Consider the following 16385-nt stretch of genomic DNA (forward strand, 5'->3'; position numbering starts at 1 on the left):
AATATATCTTCGAGAAAGGATGCAGGGTGCTCGGGCTCGATGCAATCGCCTCGCTCTCTCCGGGGAGCGACTCCCGCGCGGGAGAAGTGCTGCGACTGCGCCGTGAGATCAGCCGGATGCAGCGCCGGCGAAGCGAGCATACGCTGATCCCCCTCGACCCCGCCTTCTCGGCACTCCTTCCCGAGGAAGGGCTGCAGACCGGAACCTCCTACACCGTCTCCCCCTCGCCGAGCCTGGTGCTCGCACTGCTCAGTGCCGCATCGCAGAAGGGGCACTGGTGCGCCGTCGTCGGCATGCCGACGCTGGGCGTCGAAGCGGCAGCCGCATTCGGCATCGATCTCGCCCGGCTGATCCTCGTCCCCGACCCGGGAGAGCGCTGGCTCGCGGCGACCTCCGCGCTGGCCGAGGTCGTGCCCCTGATCGTCGTGCACCCCGCCACACGGGCGCGGGATGCCGACGTCTCCCGTCTGAGTGCACGTCTGCGCGATCGCGGATGCACGCTCCTGGTCACCGAGACGCCCGGCACCGGACGCTGGCCGCAGAGCGAGGGGACGATACGCCTTCACGACCCGCACTGGCACGGTCTCGGCGCCGGCTGGGGACTGCTCTCCGACTGCACCGTGACCGTGACCGCGCAGACCCGGCACACCTCTCGCCCGTCGAGCGTGCACGTGCGGCTGCCGGGAGTCCACGGCGCCGTCGAGACCGTCGCGACCGAGCTCACCGCGCTGCCTTCCCTCTCCCCTGCCATCGCCGGCCAGGGAGAGGCCGCTCCACCGGAGCTCCTGCGATGGGCGGAAGCCGGATGAACAGTCCGCTCCGCGTGCTCGTGCTGTGGTTTCCCGACTGGCCCCTGCGGGCCGCGCTCGGCAGCCCGCCTCCGCACCTGCCCACCGCCCTGGTGCAGGCGAACACGATCGTCGCCTGCACCGCCTCCGCCCGAGAGCACGGCGTGCGCACCGGTCAGCGCCGCCGCGTCGCCCAGGGCCACCTCTCCTCGCTGCGCGTGCTCCCCCACGACCCCGACCGCGACGAGCGCGCCTTCCTCCCCGTGCTGCACCTCATAGAGAAGCAGGCCCCCGGGGTCACCTTGCTGCGACCAGGACTCGCGATCGTCCGCGCCCGGGGCATCTCCCGCTATCACGGCGGAGAGGCGGAAGCGGCCGAGGCGCTCATCGCCGTCCTCGCGGAGGCCGGCTTCCCCGAGGTGCGCATCGGAGTGGCGGACGGCCCGTTCACCGCCGAGATCGCCGCGCGGGGGCCCACACCCTGCACGGTCGTGCCGCCCGGCGGATCCCGCGAGTTCCTCGCCCCCTTCCCTGTGCAGGTGCTGCGCGACGAGCAGATCGCCGGCCTCCTCGTCCGCCTCGGAGTGCGCACCCTCGGCGAGTTCACCGCGCTCGCCCCGCTCGACGTGCGCGACCGCTTCGGCGAACACGGTGCGCGCCTGCACGCGCTCGCCGCCGGCGCCGACTCCCGCCCGCTGACACCGCGTCCCCCCGACCCGGAACTCGTTCGGAACATCGAGTTCGACTCGCCGTTGGGCGGAGCGGATCAGGTCGCCTTCGCGGTGCGGCAGACGGCGGATGCGGTCATGCTCGCGCTCGGTGACGCCTCGGTCGTGTGCACGGAGGTGCGGATCGATCTCACCGACGACAACGGCGTGGTCTTCTCCCGACCCTGGCTGCATCCGACCTGCTTCGATGCCACCGACCTCGTGGACCGGGTGCGCTGGCAGCTGGAGGCCCTGGCCGCGCAGTCAGCGAAGGAACCGGTCGATGAGGCACGGGCGTTCGGCGGCATCATGGCGGTGCGCATCGTCCCCGCCGCCGTGGACGACGCCGCCCATCACCAGCCGGGTCTCTTCGGATCCGGCACCGACGAGCGCCTGCACCACGCGGTCTCCCGCGTGCAGACCATGCTGGGGCATCAGGGCGTGCTCACCGCCGCGGTATCCGGCGGCCGGTGGCTCGCCGATCGCCAGGTGCTGACGCCCTGGGGTGAGCGCACGGTCGCCCCTCGCGACCCGGAATCGCCCTGGCCGGGGAGCCTGCCAGATCCGCTCCCGGCAGAGGTGTTCCGCCCCCCGCGTCCGATCGGGGTGCTGGCGGCAGACGAGACCACGATCACCATCGACGAGCGCGGGGCGCTCTCGAGCGATCCCGCCCGCATCGACGGGGCGACCGTGCAGGCGTGGGCCGGCCCCTGGCCCGTCCACGAGCGCCGCTGGGCATCCGGCGGCGGCAAACGTGGGCACCGACTGCAGATCGTCGACGATCGCGACCGTGCCTGGCTGGTCTTCCACACCGGCGAGCGCTGGTGGGTCGAGGGGAGGTATCGCTGATGGGCTGGCACAACCCGCCACTCTCCTGGAACGACCTGGAGCGCACCCTCAGCGGCGAGGAGTCGCCCCCGGCCCCTCCCGGCGCCGAACCGCGCGGCCAGCGGACGGATCCCGGACCGGTGAGTCGGCGCCGCAAGCGCACTCCTCCCACCGCCACCGCGCGCCCCGAGGATGCGGTCCCCTATGCCGAGCTGCACGCCCATTCCTCGTACTCGTTCCTCGACGGCGCCTCCTCCCCGGAGGATCTCCTCGCCGAGGCCGACCGCCTCGGCCTGACCGCGCTCGCCCTCACCGACCACGACGGCTTCTACGGTGCCGCACGCTTCGCCGAGGTCGCCGACCTCATGGAGAGCCCGCTGCAGACCGTGTTCGGGGCCGAGCTGTCACTCGACCTGCCCGCACCGCAACGAGGCTCCGCCGATCCCGCGGGCGAGCACCTGCTCGTCCTCGCCCGCGGGATGGAGGGCTACCACCGGCTCTCGGGCGCGATCTCCGCGGCGCAGCTTCGTGGCGGAGAGAAGGGGCGTCCCGTGTACGACCTCGACGACCTCGCGGCGCGCGCGGGCGGGCACTGGACGATCCTGACCGGATGCCGCAAGGGTGCGGTGCGCCGCGGGCTCGAGGCCGGAGACGCGGCCACTCCGCTGCGCTCCCTCATCGACCTGTTCGGAGCCGACCACGTCGCCGTCGAGCTCTTCGACCACGGAGATCCGCTGGACACCCGCCGCAACGACGCCCTCGCCGATCACGCCCGTCGGATGCGGCTGCCGGTGGTCGCGACCAACAACGTGCACTACGCCACCCCCGCACAGGCACCCCTCGCCGAGGCGGTGGCCGCGGTCCGCGCGGTGCGCAGCATGGATGAGCTCGACGGCTGGCTGCCTTCACACGGCGGCGCACATCTGCGCAGCGGCGCCGAGATGTCCGCGCGCTTCCAGCGCTACCCCGGAGCGATCTCGTACGGGCTCGAGCTGGCGGCGGCATCCGCCTTCCCGCTGCGCCTCGCCCGACCGGCGCTCCCCCAGCAGGAGGTCCCGGAGGGGCACACGCCGATGAGCTGGCTGCGTCACCTGGTCTGGGAGGCCGTGCCGTCGAAGTACCCCCGGCTGGACGACGTCGGTCACCGCCGCATCGAACGCGAGCTGGATGTGATCGAGGAGAAGGACTTCCCGGGGTACTTCCTGATCGTGCACGGCATCGTCGCCGAGGCGCGCAGACGCGGCATCCTCTGCCAGGGTCGGGGATCGGCCGCGGCGAGCGCGGTCTGCTACCTGCTCGGGATCACCGCGGTCGACCCGATCCTCTACCGCCTCCCCTTCGAGAGGTTCCTGGCGACGACGCGGACGGAGGAGCCGGACATCGACGTGGACTTCGACTCCGACCGTCGTGAGGAGATCATCCAGTGGGTGTACCGGGAGTACGGGAGGGAGCGCGCGGCCCAGGTGGCGAACGTCATCCAGTACCGGCCGAAGAACGCGGTGCGCGACATGGCGAGGGCGCTCGGTCATTCCCCCGGACAGCAGGATGCCTGGTCCCGCCAGGTCGACGGCTGGGGCGTGGGGCTCGAGCCCGTCGAGGGTCATGACATCCCGGAGAACGTGCTCGCCTACGCCGGGGAGCTGCTGAAGGCGCCCCGCCACCTCGGCATCCACTCCGGCGGCATGGTGCTCACCGCGCGCCCGGTCGGCGAAGTCGTGCCGGTGGAGCATGCCCGCATGGAGAACCGCACCGTCATCCAGTGGGATAAGGACGACTCCGCCTTCATGGGCCTGGTGAAGTTCGACCTGCTGGGTCTCGGGATGCTCGCCGCCCTGCAGCACTGCTTCGACCTGATCCGGGAGAACACCGGCGAGGAATGGACGCTCGAGCGCATCCCCAAGGAGGAGCCGGGGGTGTACGACATGCTCTGCCGAGCGGATTCGATCGGGGTCTTCCAGGTGGAGTCCCGCGCGCAGATCGGCCTGCTCCCCCGCCTTCAGCCCCGCTGCTTCTACGACCTCGCCATCCAGATCGCGCTCATCCGGCCCGGCCCCATCCAGGGAGGGGCCGTGCACCCCTTCGTGCGACGCAAGATGGCGAAGGACCGTGTCGACGAGGAGAACCGGGAGCGCCTGGCCCGGGGCGAGAAGCCCATGGACTTCACGATCCCCTACCCGCACAGCGATCTGGAGGACATCCTCCAGCGCACGCTGGGCATCCCGATCTTCCAGGAGCAGCTCATCCAGATGGCGACGGCCATCGGCGACTGCACGGCAGACGAGGCCGACCTGCTGCGCCGGGCGATGGGGTCGAAACGCGGCCTGGAGAAGATCGAGAAGGTCAGGGACAAGCTCTACGCCGGCATGGCCAGACGCGGGCTCACCGACGAGGCGGCCGATCGCATCTACGCCCAGATCCAGGCATTCTCGAACTTCGGCTTCGCGGAGTCGCACTCCCTGTCGTTCGCCCTGCTCGTCTACGCCAGCTCCTGGTTGAAACTGCACTACCCCGCAGCGTTCCTCGCCGGACTGTTGCGCTCGCAGCCGATGGGCTTCTACTCCGCGGCGACGCTCACCGCGGATGCCCGACGGCACGGGGTGGAGGTCCGCCGCCCCGATCTGCACGTCTCGGGGGCGACGGAGATGCTGGAGCCTCTCGACCAGGGCGCGTCCTCACCAGGGCCGACCGGCCGGGAGGACTGCCTCGACGACCCGCAACCGCCCACCCTCCGCTTCGACAGGGAGGCCCCCGACGAGTCCGCGGCACATCGGCGGGACGGCGGATCCGCGGTGCGGCTCGGGCTCAGCGGCATCCGCGGGATCGGGGTGCCGATGGCGGAGAGGATCGTCGCCGAGCGCGAGGCGCACGGGCGTTACCGTGACCTGCACGATCTGGTGCGCCGGACGGATGCCACCGCCGCACAGCTGGAGGCACTCGCCACCGCCGGCGCCTTCGACTGCCTGGGCCTGGAGCGCCGAGAGGCCATCTGGCTCGCCGGCGCCGCAGCGGACGACCGCTCCCGCTTCCTTCCGGGGACTACCGTCGCTGTGCAACCACCCCTGTTCGCCGATCAGACCAGCTACGAGCGGCTCTCGGCGGATCTCTGGGCGACCGGGGTGTCGACCGATGATCATCCGATGGCGCACTTCCGGGAGGCACTGCGCACCCGCGGGGTGCTCACCGCCGCCGATCTGCAGGGCCACGAGGCCGGTCGCCGCATCGAGGTCGCCGGCCTCGTGACCCATCGCCAGCGGCCGGCGACCGCATCCGGGATCACCTTCGTCAACCTCGAGGACGAGAGCGGACTGGTGAACATCGTCTGCTCGGCCGGAGTCTGGAACCGTTACCGTCGCGTCGCCCGGGAATCACCGGCGCTCATCATCCGCGGCATCTTGGAGCGGTCGGCCGAGGGAGTGGTCAATGTGCTCGCCGACGGTTTCGAGGATCTGCGCACCGGGCTCACGCACCGGTCCAGGGACTTCCGCTGACGGCGGCCACGACTCACCAGAAGCGCTCGGGCTCCTCCACCGGGGGCCGATCGGCGCCACCCCATCGGTCGGCTTCCGCCTTCGCGGCGTCGGCGGCCGCGTCGGCCCCGCGGAGGGCACGTTTGGCGCCCGTCGCTCCGGGCCCGATGGGGTCGACCAGCAGGGTGGTGTGCGCTCGGGGTCCTCCGATGGTCACCGTGCACTCCAGCACCCGGCCGATCCAGCGCGAGATGTCACCGCTCGGCTCCTCTGCGCGGCGGTACCGGATGCCGCTGTCGAGGTCGACGAGGGCGAGGACCACGGGTTCATCGGAGACCGGATCGACCTGCTCGGTCACCTCGACCCGGTGGCCGTGGGCGATGGCGACCTGAGCGGTGAGAACGAGCATTCTGTCCATGAGTCCACCCTAAACATCGTCGCCAGGAAGACAACAGGAGACCGGGATGCGCAACATTCGTAAATTTATTTGTCCCCCAAATGGCGGACAAGGCGATTAAGCGGTACTCTGCTCACGTAGCGGGGGCTACAGGCTGAGATCTGGGGAGATCAGCCGAGAGCGCAGCGATAACTTCGCCGCCTCCCCAACCGTCCGGGAAGGACGGTCAGCCCTCTCGGCGGTACCGTCTGGGGCGGATCGTTCGGGAGGGCATACCCCCGTCGAGCGCTGCTACCGACTAGCCCTGATCCCCCACGTGGCCCGGTGCGGTGAGGGACAGCACCCGCTCGACGAAAGCGGCGTACTCGTTCATGTAGTGCTGGAGGAACTCCCGCGTGCCGGCATCCTTCACCTCGCCATCCGCGCCAAAGGCCTCGGGATCGAACGTGATGTACGCCTCCGGGGCGTTCAGCTGCGGAGCGTTGAGGAAGCTCAGGACGCTGCGCATCGACGACTGCATGACGGCCGTACCGATGGCTCCGGTGGACGCGCCGATGATGCCGGTGGGCTTGCGGGCGAAGGAATTGTGGCCCCAGGGGCGCGAACCCCAGTCGATCGCGTTCTTCAGCGCCCCGGGGATGGAGCGGTTGTACTCGGGTGATACCAGCAGCAGCCCCTCGGAACCCTCGACGGCGCGCTTGAAGTCGCTCACCGCAGCGACAGGATCGAGCTCGTCATCGCGGTTGTAGAGCGGGAGGTCCCTGATCGGGATCTCGACGAGCTCCAGGCTGGACGGCGCCAACCCCACGAGCGCTTTCGCGAGAGTCCGGTTGATCGAGTCCTGCGCGAGACTTCCGATGAGATATCCGATGCGATGCGTCATGGTGTGCTCCGCAGGGAGCGCAGTCGGTCGAGTGCGTCAGCGTGATCCCCGCGTCCTTCCATTTCCAGGATATCTCCGGGATGGGGGCTTGCCGCAAGGCCCCCTCCATGCGGCAGAATCGACCCTCGCTCGTGCGATCCGGCCCTCGCGCGTGAAGGAGACCCATGCGTTTCGATCCCTTCGACCTGCCCGAGAATCTGCGCGCGAAAGCCACCCCTGCCCTCCTCGACGCCGACCGCGAGCACCTCGGGCGGATCGCCGACACCTTGGAGGAACAGCGCACCGAGGCCACCCGACGCCTCACCGAGGTGCGCCGACAGCGTGCGGGATTCGGCGACAGCGCCGTGGACCGCGATCTGGAGATCCGTCGCCTGAGCGGGAGGCTCCGGATTCTGGAACGCTTCGGCCTCGACATCTGCCTGGGCAGGATGACGCCGACCGAGGGCGACCCGATCTACATCGGCCGGACGGGTCTGGCTGCGGCAGACGGCACCCGGCTGCTCGTCGACTGGCGGACTCCGGCGGCGGAGCCCTACTTCGCCGCGACCATGGAGGATCCTCGCGGCATCGTCTCGCGTCGTCGGTACCGGTGGACAGACGCTCGTATCAGCGACTACTGGGACGAGGCGCTCACCCCGGCGGGGTTCGACGGGGCGGCCTCCCTCGATGACCAGTCCGCTTTCATCGCCAGCCTCGGCACCCACCGCACATCACGGATGCGGGACGTGCTCGCGACGATCCAGGCCGACCAGGATGCCATCATCCGCACACCCTCCCCCGGCACGCTCGTCGTGGACGGCGGTCCGGGCACGGGAAAGACGGTCGTGGCCCTCCACCGGGCCGCGCAGCTGCTGTACGCGGAGCCACGCCTGACCCAGAGCGCCGGGGGCATGCTGCTGGTCGGACCGAACGCGCACTATCTCGCCTACGTGGATGACGTGCTGCCGAGTCTCGGCGAGGACACCGTGCGACTGTGCACCCTGCGCGATCTGGTGCCCGAGGGCGCGACCGCCGTCGAGGAGCCGGATCCGCGAGTCTCCGCGGTGAAAGCCTCGCTCTCTCCTGACGCGATGCTGGACGTTGCGGCCCGGTCTTTCGAGCGCCCGCCGCAGCACGCCATGCGTCTGGAATCGCCCTGGGCCGATCTCTGGCTGAGCCGTGAGGAGTGGACCGAGGTGTTCGCCGCCGCCGATCCCGCGGCATCGCACAACGAGGCTCGCGACGAGGTCTGGGAGGAGATCGTGGAACTCCTCGTCGACCAGGTCGGCGATGAGGAGGTGCCGCCGCACGCGATCCGGCGCTGGCTCCGCCAGGACGACGACCTCACCGGGACGTTCGTGCGCGCCTGGCCGCTGCTGTCCCCGACCACCGTCGTGGCGCGGATGTGGAACTCGCCCGATCTGCTGCGGAGGTGCGCGCCTCAGCTCTCCGCGGACGACATCGCACTGCTGCACAGGGACGAATCGGCGCCATGGACCGCGGCGGACCTTCCGTTCCTGGATGCGGCACGGCGCCGCATCGGCGACCCGGATTCCGTGCGCGAGGAGCACCGTCGCCAGGCGGTGATCGCGTCGGCGCAGGAACAGATCTCCCACGTGGTCGACCACCTGATCGAAGACGACGACAGCGAGATGAAGGTGATGTCGATCCTGCGCGGGCAGGACGCGCGGAACGTGCTGCTCGGTGTCGACGCCCCACCGGCGCTCACCCCCGACGAGCTGGCCGGCCCCTTCGGGCACATCGTCGTCGACGAAGCGCAGGAGCTGACGGACGCCGAGTGGCGGATGCTCGTCGCCCGCTGCCCCTCGCGCAGCTTCACGGTCGTCGGCGACCGCGCACAGGCGCGGCACGGATTCACCGAGACCTGGGAGGAGAGGCTCACGCGCATCGGTCTGCGCGACGTGCGGATCACCCACCTCGGGGTGAACTATCGGACACCTGCGGAGGTGATGGCGACGGCGGCGCCCCTCGTGCTCGCGGCGATCCCGGACGCCAACGTGCCGACGTCGGTGCGTGAGAGCGGGGTTCCCGTGCGGTTCGGCGATGCCGCATCGCTTCCGGACGTGCTCGGCGCCTGGCTCGATGCGCATCCCGACGGCGTGGCCTGTGTGATCGGGGACCCGGGCTTCGCGCCCAGGGAGCGGGTGCGGTCATTGACCCCCGAGGGCACGAAGGGACTCGAGTTCGACCTGGTCGCCCTCGTGCGGCCCGAGCAGTTCGGTGACGGCGTGACGGGCGCGGTCGACCGCTATGTCGCCATGACCAGGACCACTCGTGAGCTGGTCATCCTGCGGTGAAATGAGCAGGTCTTGCCGCAGTCGGTGCAACGACTCCGGACCTGCGCAGACTCAGCGGGGCTTCGGATGAGCTTCAGCGGCCCATGCGCCCGGGGCGACGACGCACGTTCAGTGCACGAGCGCCTTGAGCACCACGAAGACGAGCCCGAAGGACGCTGTACCCAGGGCTCCGAGAATGCGCACGAGAAGCGAGCTCCCCCGCCGGAGGAAGGCGACGTAACCGAGAAAGGCGAGGATGACGACGCCCGACCAGAGAGCGAGATCGTTCGCGAGGCCGTCCGGCATGATGCGGGTCGTGCCCGCCAGCAGGAACACCGCAGGCACTGTCGCCGAGCTGAGCATTCCGAGGGAGTGCTTCACCGATGCCGCGAACGCCGCACGGACGCCCACGTGCTCACCCTGCTCCCGTTCATCGCGATCACTGACCCGCGCCACGGTGCCGGCATAGACATGCGCACCCCAGAAAACCAGAACGGTGACGGCGACCGTGATGAGAACCACCAGCGATGTCTCCCCGTGCGCCGAGGACACGGCCACCAAACCGCTGACCAGGATCGTGCCGTAGACGGCGGCCTCGGTGCCGAATCCCGAGCGCAAGGCCAGGTGCACGCGCAGGATCCCGTCATCGGCCGCCGTTCTCTGCCCGTTCATACCCGCTACGGCTCCTGTTCCGTCGTGCCAGCGCTACACCGAGCTCCCATCATCTCCCGATCGCAGCGGAACCTTCACGTCGCCGCCGGCCTCCTCGGTGATCCGTGCACCCATCTGCACGAAGGTCGGCTCCGCGATGAAACCGCCCCCGAACAGCGCCTGCCCCTGCACGAACGTCGCGGATCGCCGGATCGCCTCCTCCGAGGCGAAGCCGAACACGTCGGCGAGCTCGGCGAGATCCCGTGGGGCGTTCACCCGCATCAACGCCAGGTTGTCGCACTGCGAGAGGACGTTGGGATGGATCTTCGTCGGTCGCTGGGTGGAGAGCAGAAGCCAGAGTCCGAACTTGCGCCCTTCGGCGGCGATCTGCACCAACTGCTGCGTGAGCGCCCGCTCGACCGCGGTCTCCGGATTCGGCGGGCAGAGGTTGTGGGCCTCATCGATGACGATCAGCACGGGACGCCGCTCTTCGCGTCGCGCCCAGAGATGTTCGAGCACCGCGAGTGCGGCGACCTTCGGCTCCGCCGGATGCTCGAAGCCGCCGAGGTCGAGGACCGTGGCGCGTGGGCGCTCATCGATGACATCCACGACGGATGCTGCTCCGCGCGACCACAGCTCCCAGTCCAGGACCTGCAGGTTCTCCATCCGGTTCGCGAGTCCGACCCGGGCGGGGTCGTTCGACGCGCGCAGGTCGGGCAGCATGTCCCGCGCATCGAAGCTCTCGGCTTCCTGCTCGACATGGATCAGGGCGTTGTACTCCTCGGCGTCGGCGATGGGATCCATCCGCAGGACGGCCGCCTTCGATGAGGGCGCCAGGTCGACGAAGCGCACGTGCAGTCGGTCCCCGTCGCCCGCCCCCGAACGGAACACCCGCATGTCGGCCTCGGCGAGCCGCGACGCATCCGCCTCGTTCGCCGTGGCCCGGGTCTCGCGCAACCGCGTGAAGTCGCCGTTCGGGTCGAGGATGAGAAGCGGCAGCTCGGTCTCAAGCAGCAGCTGCTCCAGCACCACGCCGAGCGCGTAGGTTTTGCCGCTCCCGCTCTGACCGACCCAGAAGGTGTGCCGGTTGAAACGCCGCGCGTCGAGGTGGACGCGGGCTTCCGCGTCGCCGAGTGCAGTCCCGATCGTGAGGTTCGTCATCCTGGTGTGCGCCCTTTCGAGGTGTCGGTGCGATGATCGACATCTTCCTCGATCCCGCGCGGGGGCGCCAGCTTCGCGGTGAATGCCTCAGCGGCGGGGGGCCGCGGTGGAGGCGCGCACGATCAGTTCGGAGGAAAGAGGTGGGATGTCTCCGAGAACCGTGCCCGAAATCGTCTTCAGGAGAAGATCGACCGCCAGCGCGCCGCAGCGTTCGATGGGCATGCGCACGGTGGTCAGCCCGGGGGTGACCGCTCCGGCGAGATCGATGTCGTCGATACCGACGATGCTGATGTCCGACGGGCAGTGCCGTCCCAGTTCGGACATCCCCGCCTCGACGCCGAGGGCGACGAGGTCGTTGTAGGCGATCACCGCCGTGGCACCGCTGGCGGCGGCGAGAGCCGCAGCGGCCCGGCCACCCTGGATCGAAGCCGCTTGATGGCTCAGACGGGTCAGCCGGGTCCCGTGGCGCTCACACGCGGCAGCGATCGTCTCGAAACGGCGAACGTCGGCCCACGAGCCGCGCGGCCCCGAGGCGTACGCGATGTGCTCGTGCCCGAGCGCGACGAGGTGCTCGATCGCCTGGGCGGGCCCGTGCTCGGTGTCCATGAGCACGCAGGCGATGCCGTCGATCTGGCGGTTGACGACGACCACCGGAGCGTCGCCGACCAGGTCGAGCACGTCGGCGTCGGGCAGTCGCGGGGAGCACAGCAGCATCCCGTCGAGTTTGCGGGCCTGCTCGATCTGCTCGTGTTCCCGACGACGGTCTTCGTCGGCATCGAAGAGCACGATGCGGTGGCGTCCGTGCCATGCCTGCCCCTGGATGGCTTTGAGCAGCATGCCGTACACGGGGTTGGCCACATCGGGCACGACGACGCCGAACGTGCGGGTGGCTGTTCCCGTCTGCGTGTTGGCATAGCCCAGTTCGACCGCGGCCTCGAGCACGCGCTCGCGCGTCGTCGGCGCGAGCCTGTCGGGCTCACCGAATGCGCGGGATGCCGTGGCGATGGAGACGCCGGCGCGCCGTGCCACGTCCGTCAGTGTCGCTGCCACATCGCCTCCCCGTTCGTGAGCAATCCTAGATCATCACTCGCGAGCATGTAATGACTTGACAAGTTTGTACAAACCATTCACACTGCTTTACATGACGATCAACGCCGATCTCCGGATCCTGAGCCGGGCCGCCTCCACGGCCACCGTTCCGATGGTCTCCCCCACCGGCGCCGGCATGCTCCACCTCGGCCTCGGCAGCTTCCACCGCGCACACCAGGCGGTCTACACCGCCGCCGCACTCCAGACCGCAGGCGGCGACTGGGGCATCATCGGCGTCGCGTCGCGTTCCCGCTCGATCGTCGATGCCCTGCACGCCCAGGACTTCCTCTACTCGGTCGCGACCATCGCGCCCGGCAGCACCTCGCTCACGATCCCAGGAGTGCACACCGACGCGTTCGTCGGCGCCGAGCAGCCCGAGCGCGTGATCGCCCACATCGCCGACCCCGGCATCCGCATCGTGACCCTCACGGTCACCGAGAACGGCTACAGCTACTCCCCCGCGACGCAGCACCTCGACCTCGATGACGTCAGCGTGCGCGCCGACCTCCGAGGCGGGGCGGCCCGATCGACGATCGGCCAGCTCGCCCGCGGACTCCAGGCCCGCGCCGCCGCCGGAGGAGCGCCGATCTCCATCCTCAGCTGCGACAACCTCTCGGCCAACGGCGCGCACACCGAGAAGCTCGTGCGCGAGTTCCTGCAGGAGCTTCCGGGCTCCGAAGGTGCAGACACCCTCGCGTTCCTCGACCGTGCGGTGACGTTCCCCTCCAGCATGGTCGACCGCATCGTCCCGGCGACCACCGCAGAGCTGCGCACTCGCGTCAGCACCCTGCTCGGCGCCCGCGACGACATCCCCGTGCCGGCCGAGCCCTTCACGATGTGGGCGATCGAAGACCGTTTCGCCGGTGGCCGACCCGCCTGGGAGGCGGGCGGAGCCGTGTTCACGGACGAGGTCGGACGCTACGAGCAGATGAAAGTGCGGCTGCTCAACGGCACGCACTCCCTCATCGCCTATCTCGGCGCCCTCAGCGGCGTCGGAACGATCCCGGAGGCCATCGGGCTCGACGGCATCGAGAGCGCCGCCCGCGCCGTGCTGCGCGACGAATACGAGCCGTCGATCGAGGTTCCCTCCGGCGTCGACATCCGCGCGTACGAGAGCGAGTTGTTCGAGCGCTGGGCCAACAGCGCGCTCGGCCACCGCACGAGCCAGGTCGGCACCGACGGCTCGGTCAAGCTGCGCCAGCGCATCCCGGAACCCGCACTGCGCGTTCTGCGCGACGGGGGGATGCCGCACCTGATCGCCTTGACCGTCGCCGGCTACCTGTCGTGCATCGCTCCGCTGCCCGGATTCGACCCCGGCCTGCACGCCGCCGCCATGACCGACGGCGCCCGCGAGCGCCTCGCCGGATTCGCGTCGACCGCCCGCGACGGTCGCGAACTCGCGCAGCGCGTGATCGGCGAGCTGCACCTGTTCGGTGAGGGACTCGGATCACAGGATGCGTTCATCGCGCGCGTCGGGGAGCTCGTCGACATCATCCGGCGTCGGGGAGTCGATGCCGCGATCGCCGACGCCGTCTCGGCATCCCAGACCACCACATCATCGTTCATCAGCGCAGAGGAGATGCAGCCATGAAGGCTCTCGCCATCCACGGCAAGGAAGACATCCGCTGGGAAGACCGCGAGGTTCCGACCCCCGGCGACGGAGAGGTCCGACTCCGCGTCAGCTACGTGGGCATCTGCGGGTCCGACCTGCACTACTACTTCCACGGCGCCAACGGCGAGTACACGATCCGAGAGCCCCTGACCCCCGGCCACGAGCTCTCGGGCGTCGTCGACCTCGACCCGTCGGGCCGATTGGCGCCCGGCACTCCCGTCACCGTGCATCCCGCCCGCTACGGAGCCGAGGTCCCCGGCCTCGAGGATCACCCGCACCTGCGCCCCGGCGGCGACTACTTCGGCAGCGCCGCGGCGGATCCGCACCGTCAGGGCGGAGCATCCGAGCTGCTGATCGTCGAAGACCACATGGTCCGCGTGCTCCCGGCCTCCCTGCCGCTCGAGCGGGCGGCCCTCGCCGAACCGCTGGCCGTCGCGATCCACGCCGTGAGCCTCGCCGGAGACATCGCCGGCAAGCGGGTGCTCGTGATCGGCGCCGGCCCCATCGGCCTGCTCGTGGTCGCCGCTGCGCTCAAAGCCGGCGCCGCGGTCGTGGGTGCCAGCGATGTGCGCGCAGAGCCCCTCGACCGCGCTCGAGCACTCGGCGCGACCGAGGTCGCGCTCGTCGGCCGCGACACGATCGAGAACGAGTCGTACGACGTCGTCTTCGAGTGCTCCGGCGTGGGCGTCGCACTCACTCAGGCGGTGCGCGCAGCTCGCCGCGTCGGAACGATCGTTCAGGTCGGGATGCTCCCGAACGCCGAGATCGGAGTGAACCTCGCCCCGATGCTCGCCAAGGAGCTGACCATCCGCGGCGCCTTCCGCTTCTCCTCCGAGATCGACGACGCGGTCGCCCTGCTGGCCGAGTCCGACGCCCTCGACTCCGTCATCTCCCACGTGCTCCCGGCATCCGATGCCGTCCAGGCGTTCGAACTCGCCCGCGACTCGTCCGCCTCGGCCAAGGTCCTCCTGGCCCTCTAGCGAATCACTCCCACCCCGGCGGCCCCGCCGCCCCGATACACCCACCCTGTTCCTGGTCCGAAGGAGTACCTCCCATGTCCGAACCGCAGACGACCGCCACGGTCGCCGACCCCGCCGCGAAGAGGTCGGTCCGCGACCTCGTGCGCGCCGCCATCTCGGGGTGGCTCGGCACCGCCCTCGAGTTCATGGACTACCAGCTCTACTCGCTGGCAGCCGCGCTCGTGTTCGCCGATCTGTTCTTCTCCTCCGAGAACCCGGCCGTCGCCGTCGTCGCCGCGATGGCCACCTACGGCGTCGGCTACGTCGCCCGCCCCGTGGGGGCGTTCTTCTTCGCACGACTCGGCGACAAGACCGGCCGCACGAAGGTGCTGTTCTACACGATCCTCCTGATGGGTCTCGCAACCACCCTCATCGGCTTCCTGCCGACGTACTCGCAGGTGGGCGTGCTCGCGCCGATCCTCCTCGTGCTGCTTCGCATCGCGCAGGGCTTCGGTGCCGGAGCCGAGATCTCGGGTGCCGGCGTCATGCTCGCCGAGTACGCGCCGGCCAAGCGTCGCGGCATCATCGCCTCGCTGGTCGCGCTCGGCACGAACTGCGGCACGCTGCTCGCCTCGGGCATCTGGGCCATCCTGCTCGTCGCGTACAGCGAGGACGAGGTCATCGCCTGGGCATGGCGCATCCCCTTCATCGCCAGCGCCGTCATCATGCTCTTCGCGATCTGGGTGCGGTTCAACCTCAAGGAGACTCCGGTCTTCGAAGAGCGGGACGACGTCATCGACGGCAAGGCCCTGTCCCGCGACGAGGCGATCCAGCTCGCCACCGAGACCGGCGACATCCGCACCCTCGAGGCGATGCAGCGCAAGCCCTGGAAGGCGTTCTCTATCGCGCTCCTGCTGCGCTTCGGCCAGGCCGGCAACTCCGGCATGATCCAGACCTACCTGATCAGCTACATCACCGTCGTGCTGCTGCTGGACCGCTCGATCGGCGTGAACGCCGTGATCGTCTCGTCGCTCGTCGCCTTCATCACGGTGCCGCTCTCCGGCTGGCTCGGCGATCGCTTCGGCCGCAAGCGCATGTACATGGTGTGGGCGATCATCGCGCTCATCATCATCGTCCCGACGATGCTCATGATCAGCAGCAAGGACACCGTGCAGGTCTTCGTCGGCTACGTCGTGCTGCACAACCTCGCCGTGATGAGCTTCGCGTCGCTCGAGAACCTCACGCTCCCCGAGCTCTTCGGATCGCGCAACCGCTACACGTTCACCGCCATGGCACGCGAGATCGCCGCCATCGTCGCGACCGGCGCGGGCCCCGTCATCGCCGCGGCATGGGTGTCGGCCGTCACCGGCTCGTTCATCCCGATCATCATCATGCTCTTCATCTTCACGCTGTGCGCCCTCATCGCCTCGATCTGGATGCCGGAGGTCGCCGGTCGCGACCTCACGGATCCGCGCGACGCGATCTGATCGCCTCGCCCTTCACGACCAGGGGTGCGGACGCCCGAACGTCCGCACCCCGCACCTCGACCCGCATCTTCAGGAGAACG

At 69.7% G+C, this 16385-nt stretch carries 12 protein-coding genes; 7 read left to right on the forward strand and 5 right to left on the reverse strand.

Going from position 1 to position 16385, the window contains the following annotated elements; all coding sequences use genetic code 11:
* Positions 1-26: 26 nt before the first annotated feature.
* From ACFC14_RS16845 to ACFC14_RS16855, 3 genes are read left to right on the forward strand one after another with little or no spacing between them, the layout of a single operon-like run.
* A complete protein-coding gene (locus tag ACFC14_RS16845) occupies positions 27-809 on the forward strand; it encodes a hypothetical protein (RefSeq protein WP_376106890.1) in 783 nt (260 codons plus the stop codon).
* Entirely contained in the window at positions 806-2344 is a 1539-nt protein-coding gene (locus ACFC14_RS16850) for a DNA polymerase Y family protein (protein ID WP_376106893.1), read from the forward strand. Before ACFC14_RS16845 ends, ACFC14_RS16850 begins: the two co-directional genes overlap by 4 nt.
* Positions 2344-5811, forward strand: a complete 3468-nt coding sequence (locus ACFC14_RS16855; RefSeq protein ID WP_376106896.1) for an error-prone DNA polymerase — start codon at positions 2344-2346, stop codon at positions 5809-5811. The genes ACFC14_RS16850 and ACFC14_RS16855 overlap by 1 nt, the downstream gene beginning before the upstream one ends.
* Before the next feature lie 13 nt (positions 5812-5824).
* On the opposite strand, the gene ACFC14_RS16860 is transcribed toward ACFC14_RS16855, so the two are convergent.
* Positions 5825-6208, reverse strand: coding sequence for a hypothetical protein (locus ACFC14_RS16860; RefSeq protein WP_376106899.1), 384 nt, complete (start codon positions 6206-6208; stop codon positions 5825-5827).
* 277 nt (positions 6209-6485) lie between these two features.
* The gene (locus tag ACFC14_RS16865; protein WP_376106902.1) at positions 6486-7070 is read right to left on the reverse strand and encodes an NADPH-dependent FMN reductase; all 585 of its coding nucleotides are present in this window, start codon (positions 7068-7070) and stop codon (positions 6486-6488) included.
* A gap of 164 nt (positions 7071-7234) precedes the next feature.
* On the opposite strand from ACFC14_RS16865, the gene helR reads away from it, so the two are divergent.
* Positions 7235-9367: an RNA polymerase recycling motor ATPase HelR gene (gene helR / locus ACFC14_RS16870; protein WP_376106905.1), complete on the forward strand. Its 2133-nt coding sequence runs from the start codon at positions 7235-7237 to the stop codon at positions 9365-9367.
* Between the two features lie 108 nt (positions 9368-9475).
* Here helR and ACFC14_RS16875 read toward each other — a convergent pair whose 3' ends face one another.
* The 3 genes from ACFC14_RS16875 to ACFC14_RS16885 form a co-directional block, all read right to left on the reverse strand.
* Positions 9476-10018, reverse strand: coding sequence for a hypothetical protein (locus ACFC14_RS16875; protein ID WP_376106907.1), 543 nt, complete (start codon positions 10016-10018; stop codon positions 9476-9478).
* 33 nt (positions 10019-10051) lie between these two features.
* Positions 10052-11158 (reverse strand): ATP-binding protein, encoded by a 1107-nt coding sequence (locus ACFC14_RS16880; protein ID WP_376106910.1) that lies wholly within the window; start codon positions 11156-11158, stop codon positions 10052-10054.
* Positions 11159-11245: 87 nt separating this feature from the next.
* Positions 11246-12187 carry a LacI family DNA-binding transcriptional regulator gene (locus ACFC14_RS16885; RefSeq protein ID WP_376106913.1) on the reverse strand — a complete coding sequence of 314 codons (942 nt, stop codon included), beginning with the start codon at positions 12185-12187 and terminating at the stop codon, positions 11246-11248.
* 112 nt (positions 12188-12299) lie between these two features.
* Between ACFC14_RS16885 and ACFC14_RS16890 the strand changes: the two genes are divergently transcribed.
* From ACFC14_RS16890 to ACFC14_RS16900, 3 genes are all read left to right on the forward strand, one after another.
* Complete coding sequence (locus tag ACFC14_RS16890; RefSeq protein ID WP_376106916.1) at positions 12300-13838, forward strand: mannitol dehydrogenase family protein; 1539 nt, start codon at positions 12300-12302, stop codon at positions 13836-13838.
* Positions 13835-14839, forward strand: coding sequence for an L-idonate 5-dehydrogenase (locus ACFC14_RS16895; RefSeq protein WP_376106919.1), 1005 nt, complete (start codon positions 13835-13837; stop codon positions 14837-14839). The genes ACFC14_RS16890 and ACFC14_RS16895 overlap by 4 nt, the downstream gene beginning before the upstream one ends.
* Positions 14840-14913: 74 nt before the next feature.
* On the forward strand, positions 14914-16305 hold the full coding sequence (locus tag ACFC14_RS16900; RefSeq protein WP_376106921.1) for an MFS transporter: 1392 nt from the start codon (positions 14914-14916) through the stop codon (positions 16303-16305).
* The last annotated feature ends 80 nt before the right edge of the window (positions 16306-16385 follow it).

It is taken from the genome of Microbacterium sp. NPDC055988, assembly GCF_042269505.1.
Taxonomy (GTDB): domain Bacteria; phylum Actinomycetota; class Actinomycetes; order Actinomycetales; family Microbacteriaceae; genus Microbacterium.